This is a genomic window from Lacicoccus kunmingensis DSM 17847, from assembly GCF_059568765.1.
In genome coordinates this window covers 1-17,126 of sequence record NZ_JCANUC010000034.1, presented here as the reverse complement: position 1 = coordinate 17,126, position 17,126 = coordinate 1, and the positions used below count along the sequence as shown (strand labels likewise).

The 17,126-nt window shown below is 35.5% G+C and carries 15 protein-coding genes and 1 pseudogene; 14 read left to right on the top strand and 2 right to left on the bottom strand.

Translation table 11 applies throughout. The features are described 5' to 3' along the window. Positions 1 to 199 (bottom strand): transposase (locus BO48_RS16175; RefSeq protein ID WP_496369079.1); only part of this gene is annotated, 199 nt, incomplete at its 3' end. Between the two features lie 211 nt (positions 200 to 410). Here BO48_RS16175 and iadA point away from each other — a divergent pair. Beyond that, complete coding sequence (gene iadA / locus BO48_RS16170; RefSeq protein WP_496369078.1) at positions 411 to 1,556, top strand: beta-aspartyl-peptidase; 1,146 nt, start codon at positions 411 to 413, stop codon at positions 1,554 to 1,556. A gap of 271 nt (positions 1,557 to 1,827) precedes the next feature. Next, positions 1,828 to 3,327: an FAD-dependent tricarballylate dehydrogenase TcuA gene (gene tcuA / locus BO48_RS16165; RefSeq protein WP_496369077.1), complete on the top strand. Its 1,500-nt coding sequence runs from the start codon at positions 1,828 to 1,830 to the stop codon at positions 3,325 to 3,327. A gap of 131 nt (positions 3,328 to 3,458) precedes the next feature. On the opposite strand, the gene BO48_RS16160 is transcribed toward tcuA, so the two are convergent. Then, entirely contained in the window at positions 3,459 to 4,337 is an 879-nt protein-coding gene (locus tag BO48_RS16160; protein WP_496369075.1) for a LysR family transcriptional regulator, read from the bottom strand. A gap of 234 nt (positions 4,338 to 4,571) precedes the next feature. On the opposite strand from BO48_RS16160, the gene BO48_RS16155 reads away from it, so the two are divergent. The 12 genes and pseudogenes from BO48_RS16155 (at position 4,572) to BO48_RS16100 (ending at position 16,978) form a co-directional block, all read left to right on the top strand. Beyond that, positions 4,572 to 6,191: an ABC transporter substrate-binding protein gene (locus tag BO48_RS16155; RefSeq protein WP_496369073.1), complete on the top strand. Its 1,620-nt coding sequence runs from the start codon at positions 4,572 to 4,574 to the stop codon at positions 6,189 to 6,191. A gap of 61 nt (positions 6,192 to 6,252) precedes the next feature. Further along, positions 6,253 to 7,179: an ABC transporter permease gene (locus tag BO48_RS16150; RefSeq protein ID WP_496369071.1), complete on the top strand. Its 927-nt coding sequence runs from the start codon at positions 6,253 to 6,255 to the stop codon at positions 7,177 to 7,179. A gap of 32 nt (positions 7,180 to 7,211) precedes the next feature. After that, on the top strand, positions 7,212 to 8,096 hold the full coding sequence (locus BO48_RS16145) for an ABC transporter permease (RefSeq protein ID WP_496369080.1): 885 nt from the start codon (positions 7,212 to 7,214) through the stop codon (positions 8,094 to 8,096). A 34-nt stretch (positions 8,097 to 8,130) separates the two neighbouring features. Then, entirely contained in the window at positions 8,131 to 9,141 is a 1,011-nt protein-coding gene (locus BO48_RS16140) for an ABC transporter ATP-binding protein (protein ID WP_496369069.1), read from the top strand. After that, the gene (locus BO48_RS16135) at positions 9,116 to 10,165 is read left to right on the top strand and encodes an ABC transporter ATP-binding protein (protein ID WP_496369067.1); all 1,050 of its coding nucleotides are present in this window, start codon (positions 9,116 to 9,118) and stop codon (positions 10,163 to 10,165) included. The genes BO48_RS16140 and BO48_RS16135 overlap by 26 nt, the downstream gene beginning before the upstream one ends. Beyond that, a complete protein-coding gene (locus BO48_RS16130) occupies positions 10,162 to 11,403 on the top strand; it encodes a M20/M25/M40 family metallo-hydrolase (RefSeq protein WP_496369065.1) in 1,242 nt (413 codons plus the stop codon). Before BO48_RS16135 ends, BO48_RS16130 begins: the two co-directional genes overlap by 4 nt. Positions 11,404 to 11,422: 19 nt before the next feature. After that, entirely contained in the window at positions 11,423 to 12,844 is a 1,422-nt protein-coding gene (locus BO48_RS16125; protein WP_496369063.1) for an SLC13 family permease, read from the top strand. A gap of 21 nt (positions 12,845 to 12,865) precedes the next feature. Then, positions 12,866 to 14,032, top strand: a complete 1,167-nt coding sequence (locus BO48_RS16120) for a M20 family metallopeptidase (protein WP_496369061.1) — start codon at positions 12,866 to 12,868, stop codon at positions 14,030 to 14,032. Between the two features lie 11 nt (positions 14,033 to 14,043). Continuing rightward, positions 14,044 to 15,219, top strand: coding sequence for a M20 family metallopeptidase (locus tag BO48_RS16115; protein WP_496369059.1), 1,176 nt, complete (start codon positions 14,044 to 14,046; stop codon positions 15,217 to 15,219). A 23-nt stretch (positions 15,220 to 15,242) separates the two neighbouring features. Continuing rightward, positions 15,243 to 16,313, top strand: a complete 1,071-nt coding sequence (locus tag BO48_RS16110) for a C45 family autoproteolytic acyltransferase/hydrolase (protein WP_496369057.1) — start codon at positions 15,243 to 15,245, stop codon at positions 16,311 to 16,313. Positions 16,314 to 16,434: 121 nt separating this feature from the next. Further along, positions 16,435 to 16,789 (top strand): annotated as a pseudogene (locus BO48_RS16105) (transposase); the annotation flags it as partial. 24 nt (positions 16,790 to 16,813) lie between these two features. Next, the gene (locus BO48_RS16100; protein WP_496369081.1) at positions 16,814 to 16,978 is read left to right on the top strand and encodes a hypothetical protein; all 165 of its coding nucleotides are present in this window, start codon (positions 16,814 to 16,816) and stop codon (positions 16,976 to 16,978) included. The last annotated feature ends 148 nt before the right edge of the window (positions 16,979 to 17,126 follow it).

Below are 17,126 nucleotides of genomic sequence, written 5' to 3'. Positions count from 1 at the left end.
ACAGATTTGCATTGGAATGGATGTGGTACAGCCGGTCGTCTTTCAAGTGCAGATGTTGGTTAATCGTCTTTGAGAATCCGATTGTTTCATCGAATTCCCGGAAGAGGAAACTGCCCGTATCCGATGACAGTGCACCGCCGTCGTTTGAAAGTTTGATCTTGCGATTGAAATCCAGTGAGATTTGCGGTAAAGTAGCCATTATAAGAACCCTTTCTGATGGTTATTTGGTAGTGCTTTAACCTTATCAGAATTGGGTTCTTTTTTCACTTTTCAAGTGAATGGCCATTCCCTTGAAAAGCCAGTGAAACCGGCATTAATTGCCTGTTAATGATTTTCTATGAATAATTCAGGTAAAAGTATACAATTATTTTTATTCAGAGAATTCAAAAAAATATACAAAGGGTGAGGAAATGTTTACCTTGATTAAAAATGGAGAAATATATACTCCTGAGTATTTAGGCAATTACTCAATTCTATTAAGTGATAGTAAAATAGTAAAAATCGGAGATATCGATGAAGACAAGATTAAAGAATCATTTGAAGTGAAAGTTGTAAATGCAAAAGGTATGATTATTAGTCCAGGTATTATTGATCCTCATGTTCATTTGATTGGGGGAGGCGGAGAAGGTGGGTTCTCAACCCGAACTCCAGAAATACAACTTAGTAGTATAATAAAAGCAGGTGTAACTACAGTTGTTGGATGTCTTGGTACAGACGGTACTACTCGTCATATGACATCATTGCTTGCCAAAGCAAGAGGACTTGAAGATGAAGGAATAACTTCTTACATTTACACAGGTAATTATCATGTACCAACACCAACAATTACCTCTTCGGTTAAAGAAGACATTATTCTTATAGATAAAGTTATAGGAACAGGAGAAATTGCAATCTCGGACTCAAGATCTGCCCAACCATCTGTGCATGAAATTGCTAAATTAGCAGCGGAAGCTAGAATTGGTGGTCTGTTGAGTAAGAAAGCAGGTGTCATTCACTTCCATGTAGGCATTGGTAAAGAAAGGCTCAACATTCTTCGGAAATTGATTAATGATTATGAAATACCTCCAGCAAATATTTATGCAACTCATATCACCAGATCCAAAAGATTAGTTGATGAGGCCATAGAAATATCAAATAAAGGATGTTATGTAGATATTACAGCAGATAAGTATACCGCTGAATGGATTAAATATTTTAAAGAGCAGGGAGGAAATATGAATAACGTCACGGTTTCTTCTGATGGAAATGGCAGTTTGCCCGTGTTTGATGAAAATGGTGAAATGACTGGATTTGGAGTTGCCACTCAAGAACAACTTTTTGCACAAATTGCGAAATCAGTTAAAGAGCAAAGTATTTCGGTTCAGGAGGCATTGTCACTTATTACTTCTAATACATCGACGGTGTTACGTCTTGAAAATAAAGGTAGAATCGTAGAGGGTATCGATGCTGATATTCTTTTAATTAAAAAAGAAACATTGGAAATCAATCATGTTTTTGCAAAGGGCAAACACATGATGAAGGATGGAGATATTATTGTTAAAGGAACTTTTGAATAATTTAACGGTCCATAGATACTGGAAATAATGATATTTTTAAAGCATCTCATCTATTTCTTGAAGTTGGCTCATTCTTATCGTGCTTTTACTCTGTGAATACAACTTTATATGGTCAGTATTAATTGAGAAATACTGGACGCAACCTATTGTTGACAATTTTTAATGAAGTATCATTAAAAATTTTTATGATACTTCATACAAAATGAATATTTTACTTATCACTTATCGTAGCATATCCTTAAGTTATCATTTACAAGTTAGGGGTATGAATATGACAAAATATAATTATGACATTGTGGTTGTCGGCACAGGTAATGCTGCACTGAGTGCAGCTATTAGTGCAAATGAAGATGGTTTGAAGGTGCTAATGGTGGAAAAGGGTCCTATAAATAAACGTGGTGGCAATTCATATTTTACTGATGGTGCTATCCGAGTTGCTTATCATGACAAGGAAGGTCTGGCGAACATCATTGGTAATTTAAGTGATGACGAACTTAAAAACATAGAACTTCCACAATATTCTAAAAATGATTTTTATGATGACATCATGGAAGTGACGCAGGAGAAAAGTAATCCTAAGCTTGCGAATCTGCTGAGTTCAAAATCATATGAAACAGTTCTATGGATGAAAGAACAAGGCGTACGGTTCCAGCTCAATGAAAACCAGTACTTCGAACGTGACGACAAGAAGGTATTCTGGGGCGGTCTGCCTATAAAAACAGTCAATAAAGGCATCGGCCTTGTCAAGGGTTTATTTGAAAAAGCTGAAGAGAGAGGCATCGACATCTGGTATGAATCTCCGGCTGTATCACTTGAAACAAAAGACGGAAAAATCTCTGGTGTCCATGTCAACAGTAAAGAGCATGGTGAAGTGCTGGTCGAATGCCGCTCGGCAATTCTTGCATGCGGCGGTTTTGAAGCCAATAAGGAGAAGCGTGCCGAACATCTGGGGAAACAGTGGGAAAATGCGGTCGTACGCGGCAGTGAGTACAACACAGGTGACGGAATTTTCATGGCGATGGATATCGGTGCAGCGAAAGCCGGACAGTATGACGGCTGTCATGCACATACGACGGATTACAATTCACCTCGAACGGGCGATTACAGCAAGCCGGGCGACATCTATAAAAAGTCATCCTACCCGCTCGGACTGATCGTTAATGTCGAAGGAAAGCGTTTTGTGGACGAAGGCCTCGATTTCAGAAACTATACTTATGCAAAATACGGTAAGGAAACTTTGAAACAGACGGATCAGAAAGCTTTCCAGATCTATGATTCGCAGGTGAGACATCTTTTAAGAAAAGAGTATGATCTGGAAGAGGCGACGGTGATCGAAGCGGAGACCGTTGAAGAGCTTGCGGATAAGATGGGTGTCAATAAAGCTGAATTCCTTAAGACAATTGAAGAATATAACTCGGCTGTACAGGACGGGGACTACAACCCTGGAGTAAAAGACGGCAAATCGACAGTCGGCCTCAGCCCGAACAAAACGAACTGGGCGTTGAAATTCGAAGAAGGACCGTTTTACGCTTACCCAGTCACATGCGGTATCACATTCACTTTTGGTGCAATCAAAGTGAATGAAAATGCAGAAGTTCTTGATGAGAATGAAGATAAAATAGCAGGGTGCTATGCAGCTGGTGAGATGATTGGCGATCTGTTTTATCATAATTACCCAGGGGGTTCCGGATTGATGTCAGGATCAGTCTTTGGCAAGACTGCAGGGGAGTCGGCAAGAGAATTTTTGAAAAAACCTGTAATGAAAAAGTAACAATATAAAATTATAAGTGGAAGAGTTGGATTCTTGAGTAAGATTCCAACTCTTTTTAAATGTTTTCATAGTATGAATTTCGGACTTTATAATAAAATAAATTTAATTTAAATCAACTTATAAATAACAAATTACACTTCATCAAGTATTGTTTCATCCCATTCTTTCATAAAATCAATAAAATATTTAACCATATTTAGTTGTTCTGATTGCTTAGAATACATCAACCAAGTTTGGCGTAGAACAGGTGAGTCATTCTTGTATTTTATTTCCTTAGTGAAAAGATTGTCCCCTTTTTTTAGACAAATCTCAGGTACAATAGCATAACCAAAACCATTTTTAACCATCTCAATACATGAACCAAGCCTATTAAGTTCCATTTCTACTGTTGGAGGATCTATAAATCTTTCATTCCACCATGTCTCAATAGTATTTTTAAGAGATTGATCTGTAGTGTATTGAATCATTTTATAATTTGGTAATTCAGATAAACTAATTTCTGTGCTTGAAATTATATATAAATTCTCTTCTTTAAGTAGATCCTTTTCTCCACTCCAGGGATAATCACTTCTTACAATAGCAGCATGTACAGATTCATCGCTTAAAAGACCCATAACTTCTGTACTAAGCATAGTATCTAATTTAAAATTCACTTTTGGGAATTTATCAGAAAAAGTGCGGAGTAAAGTAGGTAGTATGTAGAGTGCAAAATTACTTGAAACCCCTAATCTTAAAGTACCTGTTACTTCATTATCCATATTTTTCAAAACATCTCTTGTTTCTTGTAGTTTTTGAATCATGTTGTTGGCATATTTAACTAAATATTCGCCTTCAGCAGTAAAGTTAAGACCTCTTCTAGATTTTATGAATAATTTAACATTAAAAAATTCTTCGATTTTTTTAATTCTATAACTCAATGATGGTTGTGATACATATAGTTTTTCAGAGGCTCTTGTTAAATTTTTTTCTTCAAAAACAGTTTTTAGTATAAACCAATCTCTTTTATCCATTAAAATCCTCTTCTCATAATTTGTAATAAAATAATTTTATTAACCCTAATAAAAAACCTATATTTTCTTTATATACATATATATCATATAATAAACATTAATAAAAGTAGGAATTTTCAGACACATATTTAAATTCTTATAATTAAAGATTAATATAAGGAGGGGTTCTTTAAATCACACATTTTGTAAGCGATTTCTATAAGCAATAATAATAAAAATATAGGGGGATGAATTATGTCAAGGTTTTTAGTCTTAAGAATCACATTGATGTTTGGTTTGATTTTAGTATTAGCTGCTTGTGGTGGAGATGATCAGTCGGAAGTAGAAGGGGATTCTACAGAAGATAATGGCAATGAAGTAGCAAGTGGAACGAACGGTAATGAAGAAGCAACTTCTGATGATGGCAACACTCGGACACTAACAATAGCTCAAGGAGCCGATATGATTTCTTTTGATGTTCATAATCATAGTAATACCGGTACTGAAGCTATACACCAAAATTTATTTAGTTACTTGGTTAAATATGAACCTGAAGAACAAGAATTTACACCTGACTTAGCAGAAGAGTGGGAGTTAATAAATGACGAAACATGGGAATTCAAATTAAGGGAAGACGTAGTTTTTCACAATGGAGATGAATTTACAGCAGAAGATGTAAAATTTACATTGGAAAGAGTTGCTAATGATGAGACCTTGCTAGAACATGAAAATTATAGGCAAATTGAAGAAGTTGAGATTATTGATGACTATACAGTTCAAATTCATACTGATGGCCCGCAGCCTGTATTATTAAATAGGCTATCAAGATTGGGGTCTGGAATGTTACCAATGAATTACATTGAAGAAAATGGTATTGATCATTTTCTAAATGAACCTGTAGGCACGGGTCCTTACCAATTTGTTTCATGGGTTTTAGATGATAGGGTCACTTTAGAACGTTTCGATGATTATTTTGATGGTGAAATTGCTATATGGGATGAAATAGTTTTCCGTTCAATCCCTGAGGCATCTACTCGTGTTGCAGAAGTGCTTTCAGGAGATGTTGATATTGCTCATAATATTGCTCCTGCAGATTGGGAGAGAGTGAACTCTAATGAAGGTACAAGTATTATTGAAGGCCCAACCAATAGAGTAATGATGCTAGTACCAAACCATAAAGAAGAATTTGTAACCTCTGATTTAAAAGTACGTCAAGCGATAGACTATGCAATTGACAATGAGACTTTATTAGATATCTTGTTAGATGGGTCTGGAACTGAAACTTTAACTAGAATACCTCCTGAAAACTTTGGTGCTGATGAAACTCTCTATGATAATTATAGATATGATCCTGATAGAGCAAGAGAATTGCTGGCAGAAGCTGGCTATGAGGATGGCTTAGAATTAACGTTGCATTCTCCAGATGGAAGATATTTACAAGATAGAGCCACTACTGAAGTAGTCGCAGGTATGTTAGAAGAGGTAGGAATCACTGTAAATATTGATTTTATGGAATGGAGTGCATTCGCAGATGTTAGAAATGCGAATGAACAACAGGAATTGTATTTAATAGGGTTGGCAAGTTCAATGTGGGATGCAGCCCATGCTTTCAGACACAACCAATCCAATATATCGTCAGATCACATAGGCTATAGCAATAGTGAATTGGATGAATTATTTATGGAAGCTGAAGTAAATATGGATGAGGATGAAAGAGAACAGCAATATTTTGAAATACAAAGAATTGCTGATGAAGATTTAGCTAATATCATGTTACATCAACTAGATAATTTTTATGCAGTAGATGACAGAATTAGTTTTACACCTAGAATTGATGAATATTGGAGAGTTGAAGACATTACATTAAGTGAATAGATATTTTCAAAGTTAATTAAAGGAGGGTAACCTCCTTTAATTAATGAAATGGGGGATTGGCTTGTTTAGATATTTATTTTGGAGAATACTACAAATAATACCAGTATTATTCATAGTTACATTATTTGTATTTCTGCTGTTATACGTAGCAGGAGATCCAGTTGCTTTAATGCTACCGGAAGATGCTAGTCAAGAACAAATTACTGCATTAAGAGAATCTTTAGGCTTAAATGAACCATTCTATATGCAATACATAAATTTTGTGTTAGGGATGTTTCAAGGGGATTTCGGATACTCTTATAGATACAATCAACCTGCTCTTCCTATAGTGTTAGAGAGATTACCGGCAACATTTGAATTGGCTCTTTTTGCTATGTTAATAGCCGTAATTGTCTCTATACCTTCAGGCATCATTTCCGCAATAAAAAGAAATTCTTTTCTTGACGTTTTTGTTTCAGGAACTTCTGTGCTAGGAAAAGCAATGCCTAACTTCTGGGTAGGTATTATGCTCATCTTATTCTTCTCTGTAATAATGGGGATTTTCCCAGTATCAGGAAGAGGTACTATTTGGCATCTTATATTACCTGCAATCACGCTAGGTGTATCGAGTTCTGCAGAAATGACTAGAGTTTTACGTTCTAGTATGTTAGAAACACTAAATCAAGATTATATCAGAACAGCTGAAAGTAAAGGACTTAGAGATTTTGTAGTAATTAATAAACATGCATTTAGAAATGCACTGGTACCATTTATCACTATAATGTTTTTACAAACATCTTCATTAGTAAGTGGTGCTTTGATTACAGAAGTGGTATTTTCTTGGCCAGGGTTGGGTCAACTGTTGATTGATGCTATTAACGGAAGAGATATGGCAATAGTTCAAGCTACAATCTTTATGGTTGCTTTCATTGTTATAGCAATGAATTTAATAGCTGATATTCTTTATAGAATACTTGATCCAAGAATCAAACTGGGGAAAGGGGACTGAGGTAGATGACAGATGTTCAAGTAGAGCACTCAATGAAATTAGAGAATAAAAAAAGGCCTTTATCATTCTCAAAAAAATGGTTAAAATTACTTTTAAAAAGTAAAACAGGAACAATTGGACTCATCGTCACACTATTGATTTTTATAATCGCACTTTCAGCGCCTGTTATAGCTCCTCACGACCCTTCTGTTCAAAATTATGCAGCTATGAACGTTCCTCCTGTATGGGTTGAAGGGGGCATGAGTGCCCATATTTTAGGTACCGATAATTTAGGAAGAGATTTACTGAGTAGAATTATTTATGGTACACAAGTGTCACTATTAGTCGGGGTTTTTTCTGTTGTAGTTGCGGGTTTTATCGGAATGTTAATTGGTCTTCTTGCTGGTTATTATGGAGGATTGTTAGATAATGTTTTAATGAGAATTGTCGATGCATTCTTATCTATTCCCAATGTCCTTTTCATCCTAGTTATACTCGGGGTATTAGGCCCAGGTCTACTGACTTTAATATTTGTAATTGGGATAACAAATTGGGTGATTTATGCCAGGTTAGTTCGTGGAGATGTGCTTTCCATAAAAGAAAGGGAGTTTGTTAAAGCTTCAAAATCAATTGGTACTCATGATTTTTGGATTATTTTAAAGCATATTTTTCCAAATGTATTACCATCTTTTATTGTGATTTCAACTTTAAGTGTTGCTACAACTATAGTGTTGGAAGCATCTTTAAGTTATTTGGGACTCGGGGTTCAGCCACCCACCGTATCATGGGGACAGATGTTATCAGCAGGTAGAGATTACTTAGCTACAAGTTGGTGGATTGCCACATTTCCTGGTATCGCTATCACTGTGACAGTTCTAGCAATAATCTTTTTGGGAGACTGGTTAAGAGATGTTCTAGATCCTAGACAAAAGCTTTAATTTAACTAAATTTCTTAAATAGTGGGGTGTAAATATGAATAAGAAAGAAAAATTATTGGAAGTAAGTGGTTTGCAAACACATTTTGAAACAGAAAAGGGGACAGTACCTGCAGTTGATGGTGTTTCTTTCAACATGAACAAAGGAGAGGTAATAGCAATCGTAGGTGAATCTGGTAGTGGAAAAAGTGTAACTTCTTTTTCTATTTTAGGTCTAATCAAGCCTCCAGGAAAAATTGTAGGAGGGAATATAAAATTTAAAGATAAAGAGCTGACTACTTTAAGTAAAAGGAAACTAAGAAAGGTCCGAGGCAACGAAATATCTATGATATTCCAAGAGCCCTTGACCTCACTGAACCCTGTATTTACAGTAGGTAATCAAATTGCAGAGGTTATTATACTACACCAGAGGACTAGTAAGTCTGAAGCAAAAAAAATAGGTGTTGAGATGCTTAAGAAAGTTGGGATACCTAGACCTGACAAAGTATTTAATATGTATCCACACTCATTGAGTGGTGGAATGAGACAAAGAGTGATGATTGCTATGGCTCTTTCCTGTAATCCTGAACTATTAATAGCTGATGAACCTACTACAGCGTTGGATGTTACTATTCAAGCACAAATCTTAAAATTAATGCGTAAGATTAATAAAGATCTAGGCACATCGATTATTGTAATCACTCATGATCTAGGGGTAGTAGCAGAAGTAGTTGATAAAGTCGTTGTTATGTATGCCGGTCAAGTGGTTGAAGAATCTGACGTGTTTACACTTTTTAAGGAACCTAAACATCCTTATACTAAAGGATTAATAGAAAGCACTCCGAAAGTCCATGAAAGAAATGAGGACCTCATATCCATACGTGGTAATGTGCCTGTGCCAACTGACATGCCTCAAGGTTGTAGATTTCATCCTCGTTGTCCTTATGCTATGGAAATTTGCAAAAAAGAAAATCCCAAATTAGAAACTATAAACAATAACCAAATAAGATGTTGGCTATATGATGAAGAGGTGACTCAATCTAATGAAAATATTAAGCAAACAAACTGATGATTATATTTTAGAAGTGAAAGGATTAAAAAAGCATTTTGATGTCACAGAAAAACTTTTTACGAAACAAAGAGAATATCTTAAAGCAGTTGATGGTATTGATTTGAAAATAAAGCATGGTGAGACCCTCGGCTTAGTTGGTGAATCTGGATGTGGTAAGTCAACGACTGGAAATCTAATTACTCAATTATTAACAGCAACCGAGGGTGAAATATTATTTGAAGGTGAAGATTTAAATAGCCTATCTAAGAAAAAAATGAGAGAAAAAAGAAGTGATATTCAAATGATATTTCAAGATCCATTCTCGTCATTAAATCCACGCATGAAAGTGTTTGATATTGTGGCAGAACCCTTGATTACACATAAGAAAACCAAGGGTAAGGATTTAAAGAATCAGGTATTGGAATTGTTAGATTTAGTAGGTCTGGATAAATCATTTGCAAATAGATATCCACACGAATTTAGTGGGGGTCAGAGACAAAGAATAGGAATTGCTCGAGCAATGGCATTAAAACCTAAATTAATAGTATGTGATGAACCTGTATCAGCATTAGATGTTTCAATACAAGCTCAAGTTTTAAATTTGTTATCCAAGTTACAGAAGGAATTTAATTTGACATTTTTGTTTATAGCTCACGGTTTACCGGCAGTTAAACATATTAGTACAAGGGTAGCAGTTATGTATTTAGGTAAAATAGTTGAAGTTTCGGATACAGATGAATTATTTACAAACCCAAAACATCCTTATACTGAAGGACTATTAAAAGCCATTCCTGTTCCTGATCCTACCATGAGAAGTGAAGATGAAGAGGATATTATGAAAGGGGATACACCTAGCCCAGTAAATCCTCCTAGTGGCTGCAGCTTTCGTACTAGGTGCCCATATGCTACAAAAAAATGTATTAATGAAGAACCATCACTCACTTTGGAGGCGGATGGCCATCTCGTAGCATGTCACTATCCGCTAAATGAAAATAAAGGTATATTTCAAAAAATTTGTGAGAATAGGGGGATGAAGTTTTGATTGACTCACAATTAAAAAAAAGTATTGATATTTTGTTAAATGACGATGACGTAAAACAAGTATTAGAAGAGATTCAAATCGATAATGATAGGACTTTACAAGAACAAATCCATATAACTGAGATTCCAGCTCCACCTTTTAAAGAGCGAGAAAGAGGGGATTATCTACTCCAGAGGTTTCGGGAACTTGATCTTCATTATGTCAGAAAAGATGAAGTAGGTAATGTAATAGGTATTAGGAAAGGCTTAGTAAATAATTCAAATATCATAATCTCTGCTCACATGGATACAGTGTTTGGTGAAAATGTTTCTATTCAAGTCAAAAAAGATGGTGAAATTTATAAGGCGCCAGGTATTTTTGATGATACTAGAGGATTAGCGGAATTGATTACCATTATTAAAAATTTGAATAATTCTAATATTCAGACTAATTCAAATATTATTTTTGTAGCAACTGTAGGAGAAGAAGGTCTTGGAGATTTGAGAGGAGTAAAAAATCTTTTTAAAGAAATAGAAAATATTAAAGCATTTATTTCAATTGACGGTATGAAAAAAGAGCAGGTTATTTATGGGGCGACATCTAGTAAAAGAATTGAAGTGGAATTTATAACAAAAGGAGGCCATAGTTATAGAGAATATGGATTACCTAGTTCTATACATGCCATGGGCCGTGCAATAAGTAAAATTGCAGATTTAAATCCATCGAACAATTATAAATCGACCTTTACCGTAGGTACTGTGAACGGTGGTACCTCAGTAAACTCTATTGCCAGCAATGCTAAAATGCTTCTTGATATTCGATCAACATCTTCTGAAGAATTGAAGAATATGCAAGATAAGATATTAGAAATGATAGATATAAGCATAGAAGAAGAAAGACAAAGGTGGAATAATACAGAGATATTTTCACAAGTAAATATAGTTGGAGACCGGCCTGGTGGAGAACAGTCTAGAAATGCATTAATCGTTAGTATTGCGAATCATGTAAATCGACATTTAGGTATAGAAACGGATTATATTAATGAAGGAAGCACTGATTCCAACATAGCAATTCATAAAGGAATTCCAGCCATTACGATCGGCAGAGGTGGAGAAGGTGGTCAAACACACACTCTTGGTGAATGGTACAAGAATACAGATGGCTACTTATCTCCGCAAAGAACTTTGTTAATACTACTAATAATATCTGGAGTTAAAGGGAGACTAGATGTTGCAAATTTAAAAGATAATTTTATCTGATTAGGTAGAAGGTGTGATTTTGAACAGAGATAAAGTAAAAATGATTTGGGAAATCAGTATATTAACATCTTTGATTGCTTTGTTGCTATTTTCTTCAATGATTCCATTGCCAGACGATTTAACCTCAGAAGGATTTAGAGCACTTTTAATAACTTTTATTGGTATTACATTGTGGTTCACCAAGTTACTGCCCCCGGCTATTACTAGTATGCTGCTGATATGTCTGTATCCTCTTTTTGGGGTTCTAAGTTTTGAAGTATCTGCCAGTAGTTTAGGTGAAGATGTAATCTGGATGATAATTGTTATGTTAATCATGGGTGTAGCCGTAGAAGAAACAGGACTAGACAAAAGAATTGCTTATTTCATACTGTCATTTACAAAAAGTAAGCCAAAATATATTAATCTTTCTTTAATTATAATTTGTTTTATTCTAACATTTTTTATTCCTAATGCAATTGGAAGAGTTGTTGTTTTAATTCCTATAGTACTAGGGATTATCAATACTTTATCTCTCCAAAAAGGAAATGATTTAGCAAAATCTACAATGATATCTATTACTTATACTCCTATAATCTGTGCAGTATCTATTATGACAGGGGCTACAGGAACGATTTACGCATCAAGCTTATTCAATTCAATGTTAGATTATCAATGGGAGTATATGTATTGGATTGTTGTTATGTTACCTCCGACTCTAATCACATTATTTATTTTTTGGATCATCCTAAACTTGAGATTTCCATTAGAAGACTTTGAGGACGAAAAACTGAGTGATTTTATAAAAAAAGAGCAAGAAAGAATAGGTCCAATAAAAAATAAAGAAGTAAAACTTTTAATTCTTTATTTTTTTCTGATAACACTTTGGGTCAGTCAAGGTTTCCATGGCATTTCTATACCGATGTCAGCAGTAATGGTTTCAATATTTTTGTTTGTTCCCTTTATAGACTTACTAAAATGGAACAAAGTCATAAAACAGGTTGATTGGGGCGTGCCGTTATTATTTGCTGCTGGCTTTACTATAGCACTGGCATTTGAAAACTCTGGAATAGTAGAATGGGCATCGAATTTGGCATTTAATCATTTGAGCGACTTACCATTATTCATATTAGTAATAAGCTTACTATTTCTCTTTACATTGATAAGAGTTGGATTTACTAATATGACTGCGATGATAGCCTCGATGATGCCTATAGCTTTGACCTTTGCTTTAGGAACTGAATATAATTCCCTATGGATTGGAATGATTTGTCTTTCAGCATGTAGTATTGGTTATCTGTTTCCATCTCAATCAGTAGGAACGATGACTACATATTCTTACAATTACTATTCAAGTAAAGACTTATTTGTAACCGGATTGTATTTATGTTTTGTAGTATACATCGTAATAATAATCTCAGCCTTCGTATATTGGCCACTGATAGGTCTACCTATCGTAAAATAAATTTATATAAAGGAGAAAATTATGGTTACTAAACTAACGAAAGAAAGCATATCTAAAGAAATTGATTCAATAGATTCCGATCTAAGGGATATAGCAACTAAAATTCATGAAAACCCTGAATTGGGTTATGAGGAGTATAAAGCATCAAAATGGCTTTCTGATTATCTGGAAGAAAATGATTTTAATGTCACCCGAGGGGTAGCAGGTTTGGAAACTGCCTTTATTGCTACTCTTGAAGGATCTGAAAGTGGTCCTACAATTGGATTATTGGCTGAGTACGATGCTTTGCCAGGATTAGGACATGCTTGCGGGCATAATTTGATAGGTACGGCTTCGGTAGGTGCAGCTGTTGGAATAAAGAAAAACATTAAAGATTTCAAGGGAACCTTAAAAGTGATAGGTACGCCTGCTGAAGAAGGTCTGGGCGGAAAAGTAATCATGGCTGAAGATAAAGTATTTGATGATCTCGATGTAGCTATGATGTGTCACCCCAAAAATCGGACAATGATTCTTAGAGGTGGATTAGCACGAGTTAGCGTAACCCTCAAGTTCTATGGTAAAGAATCCCATGCTTCCTCAGCTCCTGAACTCGGTGTAAGTGCCTTGGATGCTATGTTGAATAGTTTTAATTCTATAAATAGTTTAAGGCAGTTTTTTACAGATGACGTAAGAATTCATGGTGTAATCACTCATGGTGGCGAAGCAGCAAATATCGTACCAGGATATTGTGAAGCAAAATTTCTTATACGTAGCGTAACTTTGGAAAGATTAAAAGGAGTCAAAGAGAAAGTATTCAATGCTGTAAAAAATGCCTCAAATGCGGTTGGTGCCGAATGTGAAATAGTTGAACACTTACAATATGCTGAACGTAATGAAAATAAAACGATGGCAAAATTATTCGGTGATAATTTGGAATCAATGGGTATTGAGATAAGCCCGCCTCCAAAGGTCGGGGGGTTAGGATCCTCTGATATCGGGAATGTGAGTCAAATTATACCAACAATCCATCCTTATATAAAAATAGGGGAATCAATCAACCATACTAAAGGTTTCACAGAAGATTCAATTTCAGAAAAGGGTATGAAAGCTCTTAACAGTGCGGCAAAAGCACTGGCAATGACAGCATATGATATATCTGCCAACAGTAATTTCTTGAAGAAAATTCAAGATGAATTTAATAATAAGTGAGGAGTCCTATAATGGAATTAAAAGAGAAGATATTGAGAACAATAGATGATAATAATAATGAATTTAGAGAAATTGCTTTGTCTATTCACGAAAATCCAGAATTAGGTTTTGATGAAGAATTTGCATCTAATTTACTCACTGAATATTTAGAAAAAAATGGATTTGTTATAGAAAGAGGCGTTGCTCAAATTTCAACAGCATTTACAGCTGTTTGGGGTGAAGATAACGGACCAACTATTGGCATCATTGCAGAGTATGATGCTTTACCAGATTTGGGGCATGCTTGCGGTCATAATATTATTGCTGCATCCGCTGTTGGTACGGCAGTAGCAATTAAAAAAGCTGTTCCAGATTTTAAAGGGAAAATTAAAGTAATAGGCACCCCGGCAGAAGAAGGAGGGGGTGGTAAAATATACATGATTGAAGAGGGCATCTTTGATGATCTTGATGTTGCTATGATGGTTCATCCTAAAAATAAAACTATGGTCTTGCGTGGAGGGCTTGCATGTGTAGGAGTAAAGTTTAAGTTTTACGGAAAAGAATCTCATGCTTCATCTGCTCCTGAAGAAGGTGCTAGTGCTCTTGAAGCCTTGTTAAATAGTTATAATGCAATAAATAGTATCAGACAATTTATGACAGATGATGTGAGAGTACACGGTATAGTAACTAATGGTGGGGAAGCACCCAATATTGTTCCTAATTATTGTGAAGCTCAATTCATTATCAGAGCCAAAGATATTAAAGGACTGGAAATTGCTAAAGAGAAAGTATACGAAGCTGTAAGGAGTTCTTCTAGATCTTTAGGTTGTTATAGTGAGATAGAAGAAGGGTTAATCTATGCAGAGAGAAATAATAATGTTACATTAGCCAATCTATTTAAAGAAAATTGGGAGAGTATCGGTGTTAAGGTAGATCCACCTCCCAAAATTGGAGGTTTAGGTTCCTCTGATATTGGTAATGTGGGTCAGATTACTCCCACAATCCATCCTTACATAAGAATTGGAGATAATATAAATCATACACATGAATTTACTCGTGACTCCAAATCTGAAACGGGTATGGCTGGATTGAATTATGCTATTAAAGGGCTAGCACTTACTACATTAGATTTGGTATATAACAAGTCATCACTTCAGGAAGTAAAAGAGGAATTTGTAAGGTGGAAAGAATCAAAAAATGCAAATTAATTAAATAAAAGGAATGATTCAAATTGTCTAATCTTGATAAACCATTCGAATTCCATAGTTTCAGTGGTACTTTTAGTGACATCGGCCAACAATACGGTGAAGTATGTAGAGAAGATATTAAAAAACATATAGATTTAGCAATAAATTATTTGTCTAATAAGAGTGATGAAGCTAATGATGAAAACTTAAGGAAAATTGCATTAGATTATCAAAAATATGTTGTGAAATACACACCATTCTTTGATGAATTGATAATTGGACTATCAAAAGGTGCAAGGATTGAATTATGGGAAGCATACCTTTTACAGTTAAGAGCAGAAGTAAATAAAAAAATAGATAGTTACAGTCATGAATGTACAACATTTACAGTTTTATCCGAAAAAAATTATGAAGAAAATATTATTGCTCAAAATGTAGATTTACCGGATTATTATAAAAAGATGTTCAAAGTTATTGAATATATCCCTGATGGTTTTCCAAGAATTCTTATGCTAGCACCCGTTGGACAAATTTCACATATAGGAATCAATGAATTCGGACTAGGTGTAGCAGGAAACTTCATAGCGACCAGTGGTTGGAAAGAAGGTCTGCCAAGATATCTTTTCTCCGGCTTGGCATTAACAAAGAATAATATAACAGACGTTAGAAATTCATTAAATTCCATAGAGAGAGCTTCATCAAGAAATCTTATGGTCTTGCAGGGTAGTGAGGCAATAAACCTGGAAATTTTACCTTCAACAATAGGTGAGTTGTACCCAGAAAAAAATGTTATAGTACATACTAATCATATTGTTAATGATACTCTGAAATCATTTGAGATGAAAAAAGGTGAAGATCTTTTGAATTCAAATATAAGGCGAGAGAAAGCTGAAAAGTTAATTTATGAAAACATTAAAAATTTTGACATAACCAAGGCACAATCAGTGTTGAAAGATAGATCAGATGAACCGCATTCAATATGTAGGCTATCTCAAGATTTTGGAGAAGGAAAGACAGTAGCTTCATTTATCAGTCAACCTTCGAAGGGTGAAATATGGGTTTCTTCTGGCCCTCCCACGCTTAATAAGTATTTTAAATATACGTTTACTAAGTAATTAGGGCTTACTGAAAATTAAATTTTCTTTGATTTAATGCGGTTTATACACATTTTTGTCGAAATCAGATGCAAAGTCATTTATCATGGAACCAACCAATTTTGTGGATGGAGGCTTCCTTATGTATACACACAATCAGAACCAGATGATCATGTCCGAGGACTTTTTCCTGCCGTTCGAAGGCCGGCTGAACCCCGACAACCGCTGGGTGCGTATGGCATCGCTCATTCCCTGGGAGGAAGTCGAGTCGGAATATATCAAGTAGCTCGGAGACACCAGTCAAGGCAGTCGTGCGAATTCGGCCCGCCTTGCACTTGGGGCGCTGATTATCAAAGAAAAACTCGGCCTCAGTGATGAAGAGACCGTCGAAACTGTGACGGAGAATCCATATATGCAGTATTTCCTCGGGCTCGAGGCGTTTAAGAACGAACCGCCGTTCGAAGCCTCTTCGATGACCCATTTCCGCAAACGGTTCGATGCGGCATACATCAACACCCTGAATGAACGGATGGTCCAGATGCAACAGGATGAACACGCGGCTGAACCATCTGACACAGGTGACGCGCAAGATGATGACGACGATGATCATAATCCACCGCCCCCACCGAGTGGCGATGGGAGCAATCGGCCGCCCAAGCAGTCATCATCCAACCAGGGCAAATTGATGCTGGATGCGACATGCGCACTGAAGTTAGACTAGAAAATGGACACAGTAAACGCGGACGAATAGTATATAGTAAGATATCAATTTACGGAAGGTGTCCATTATGTCCAGAGGCAACAATTATGATAAACATGTTAAAGAAGAAGCAG

What these genes read in the sequence shown, in the direction of transcription:
- BO48_RS16140 (WP_496369069.1), top strand. Translation starts at nt 8,131, where the DNA reads ATGAATAAGAAAGAAAAATTATTGGAAGTAAGTGGTTTGCAAACACAT.
- tcuA (WP_496369077.1), top strand. Translation starts at nt 1,828, where the DNA reads ATGACAAAATATAATTATGACATTGTGGTTGTCGGCACAGGTAATGCT.
- BO48_RS16145 (WP_496369080.1), top strand. Translation starts at nt 7,212, where the DNA reads ATGAAATTAGAGAATAAAAAAAGGCCTTTATCATTCTCAAAAAAATGG.
- BO48_RS16100 (WP_496369081.1), top strand. Translation starts at nt 16,814, where the DNA reads ATGAACGGATGGTCCAGATGCAACAGGATGAACACGCGGCTGAACCAT.
- BO48_RS16155 (WP_496369073.1), top strand. Translation starts at nt 4,572, where the DNA reads ATGTCAAGGTTTTTAGTCTTAAGAATCACATTGATGTTTGGTTTGATT.
- iadA (WP_496369078.1), top strand. Translation starts at nt 411, where the DNA reads ATGTTTACCTTGATTAAAAATGGAGAAATATATACTCCTGAGTATTTA.
- BO48_RS16115 (WP_496369059.1), top strand. Translation starts at nt 14,044, where the DNA reads ATGGAATTAAAAGAGAAGATATTGAGAACAATAGATGATAATAATAAT.
- BO48_RS16160 (WP_496369075.1), bottom strand. Translation starts at nt 4,337, where the DNA reads ATGGATAAAAGAGATTGGTTTATACTAAAAACTGTTTTTGAAGAAAAA.
- BO48_RS16120 (WP_496369061.1), top strand. Translation starts at nt 12,866, where the DNA reads ATGGTTACTAAACTAACGAAAGAAAGCATATCTAAAGAAATTGATTCA.
- BO48_RS16135 (WP_496369067.1), top strand. Translation starts at nt 9,116, where the DNA reads ATGAAAATATTAAGCAAACAAACTGATGATTATATTTTAGAAGTGAAA.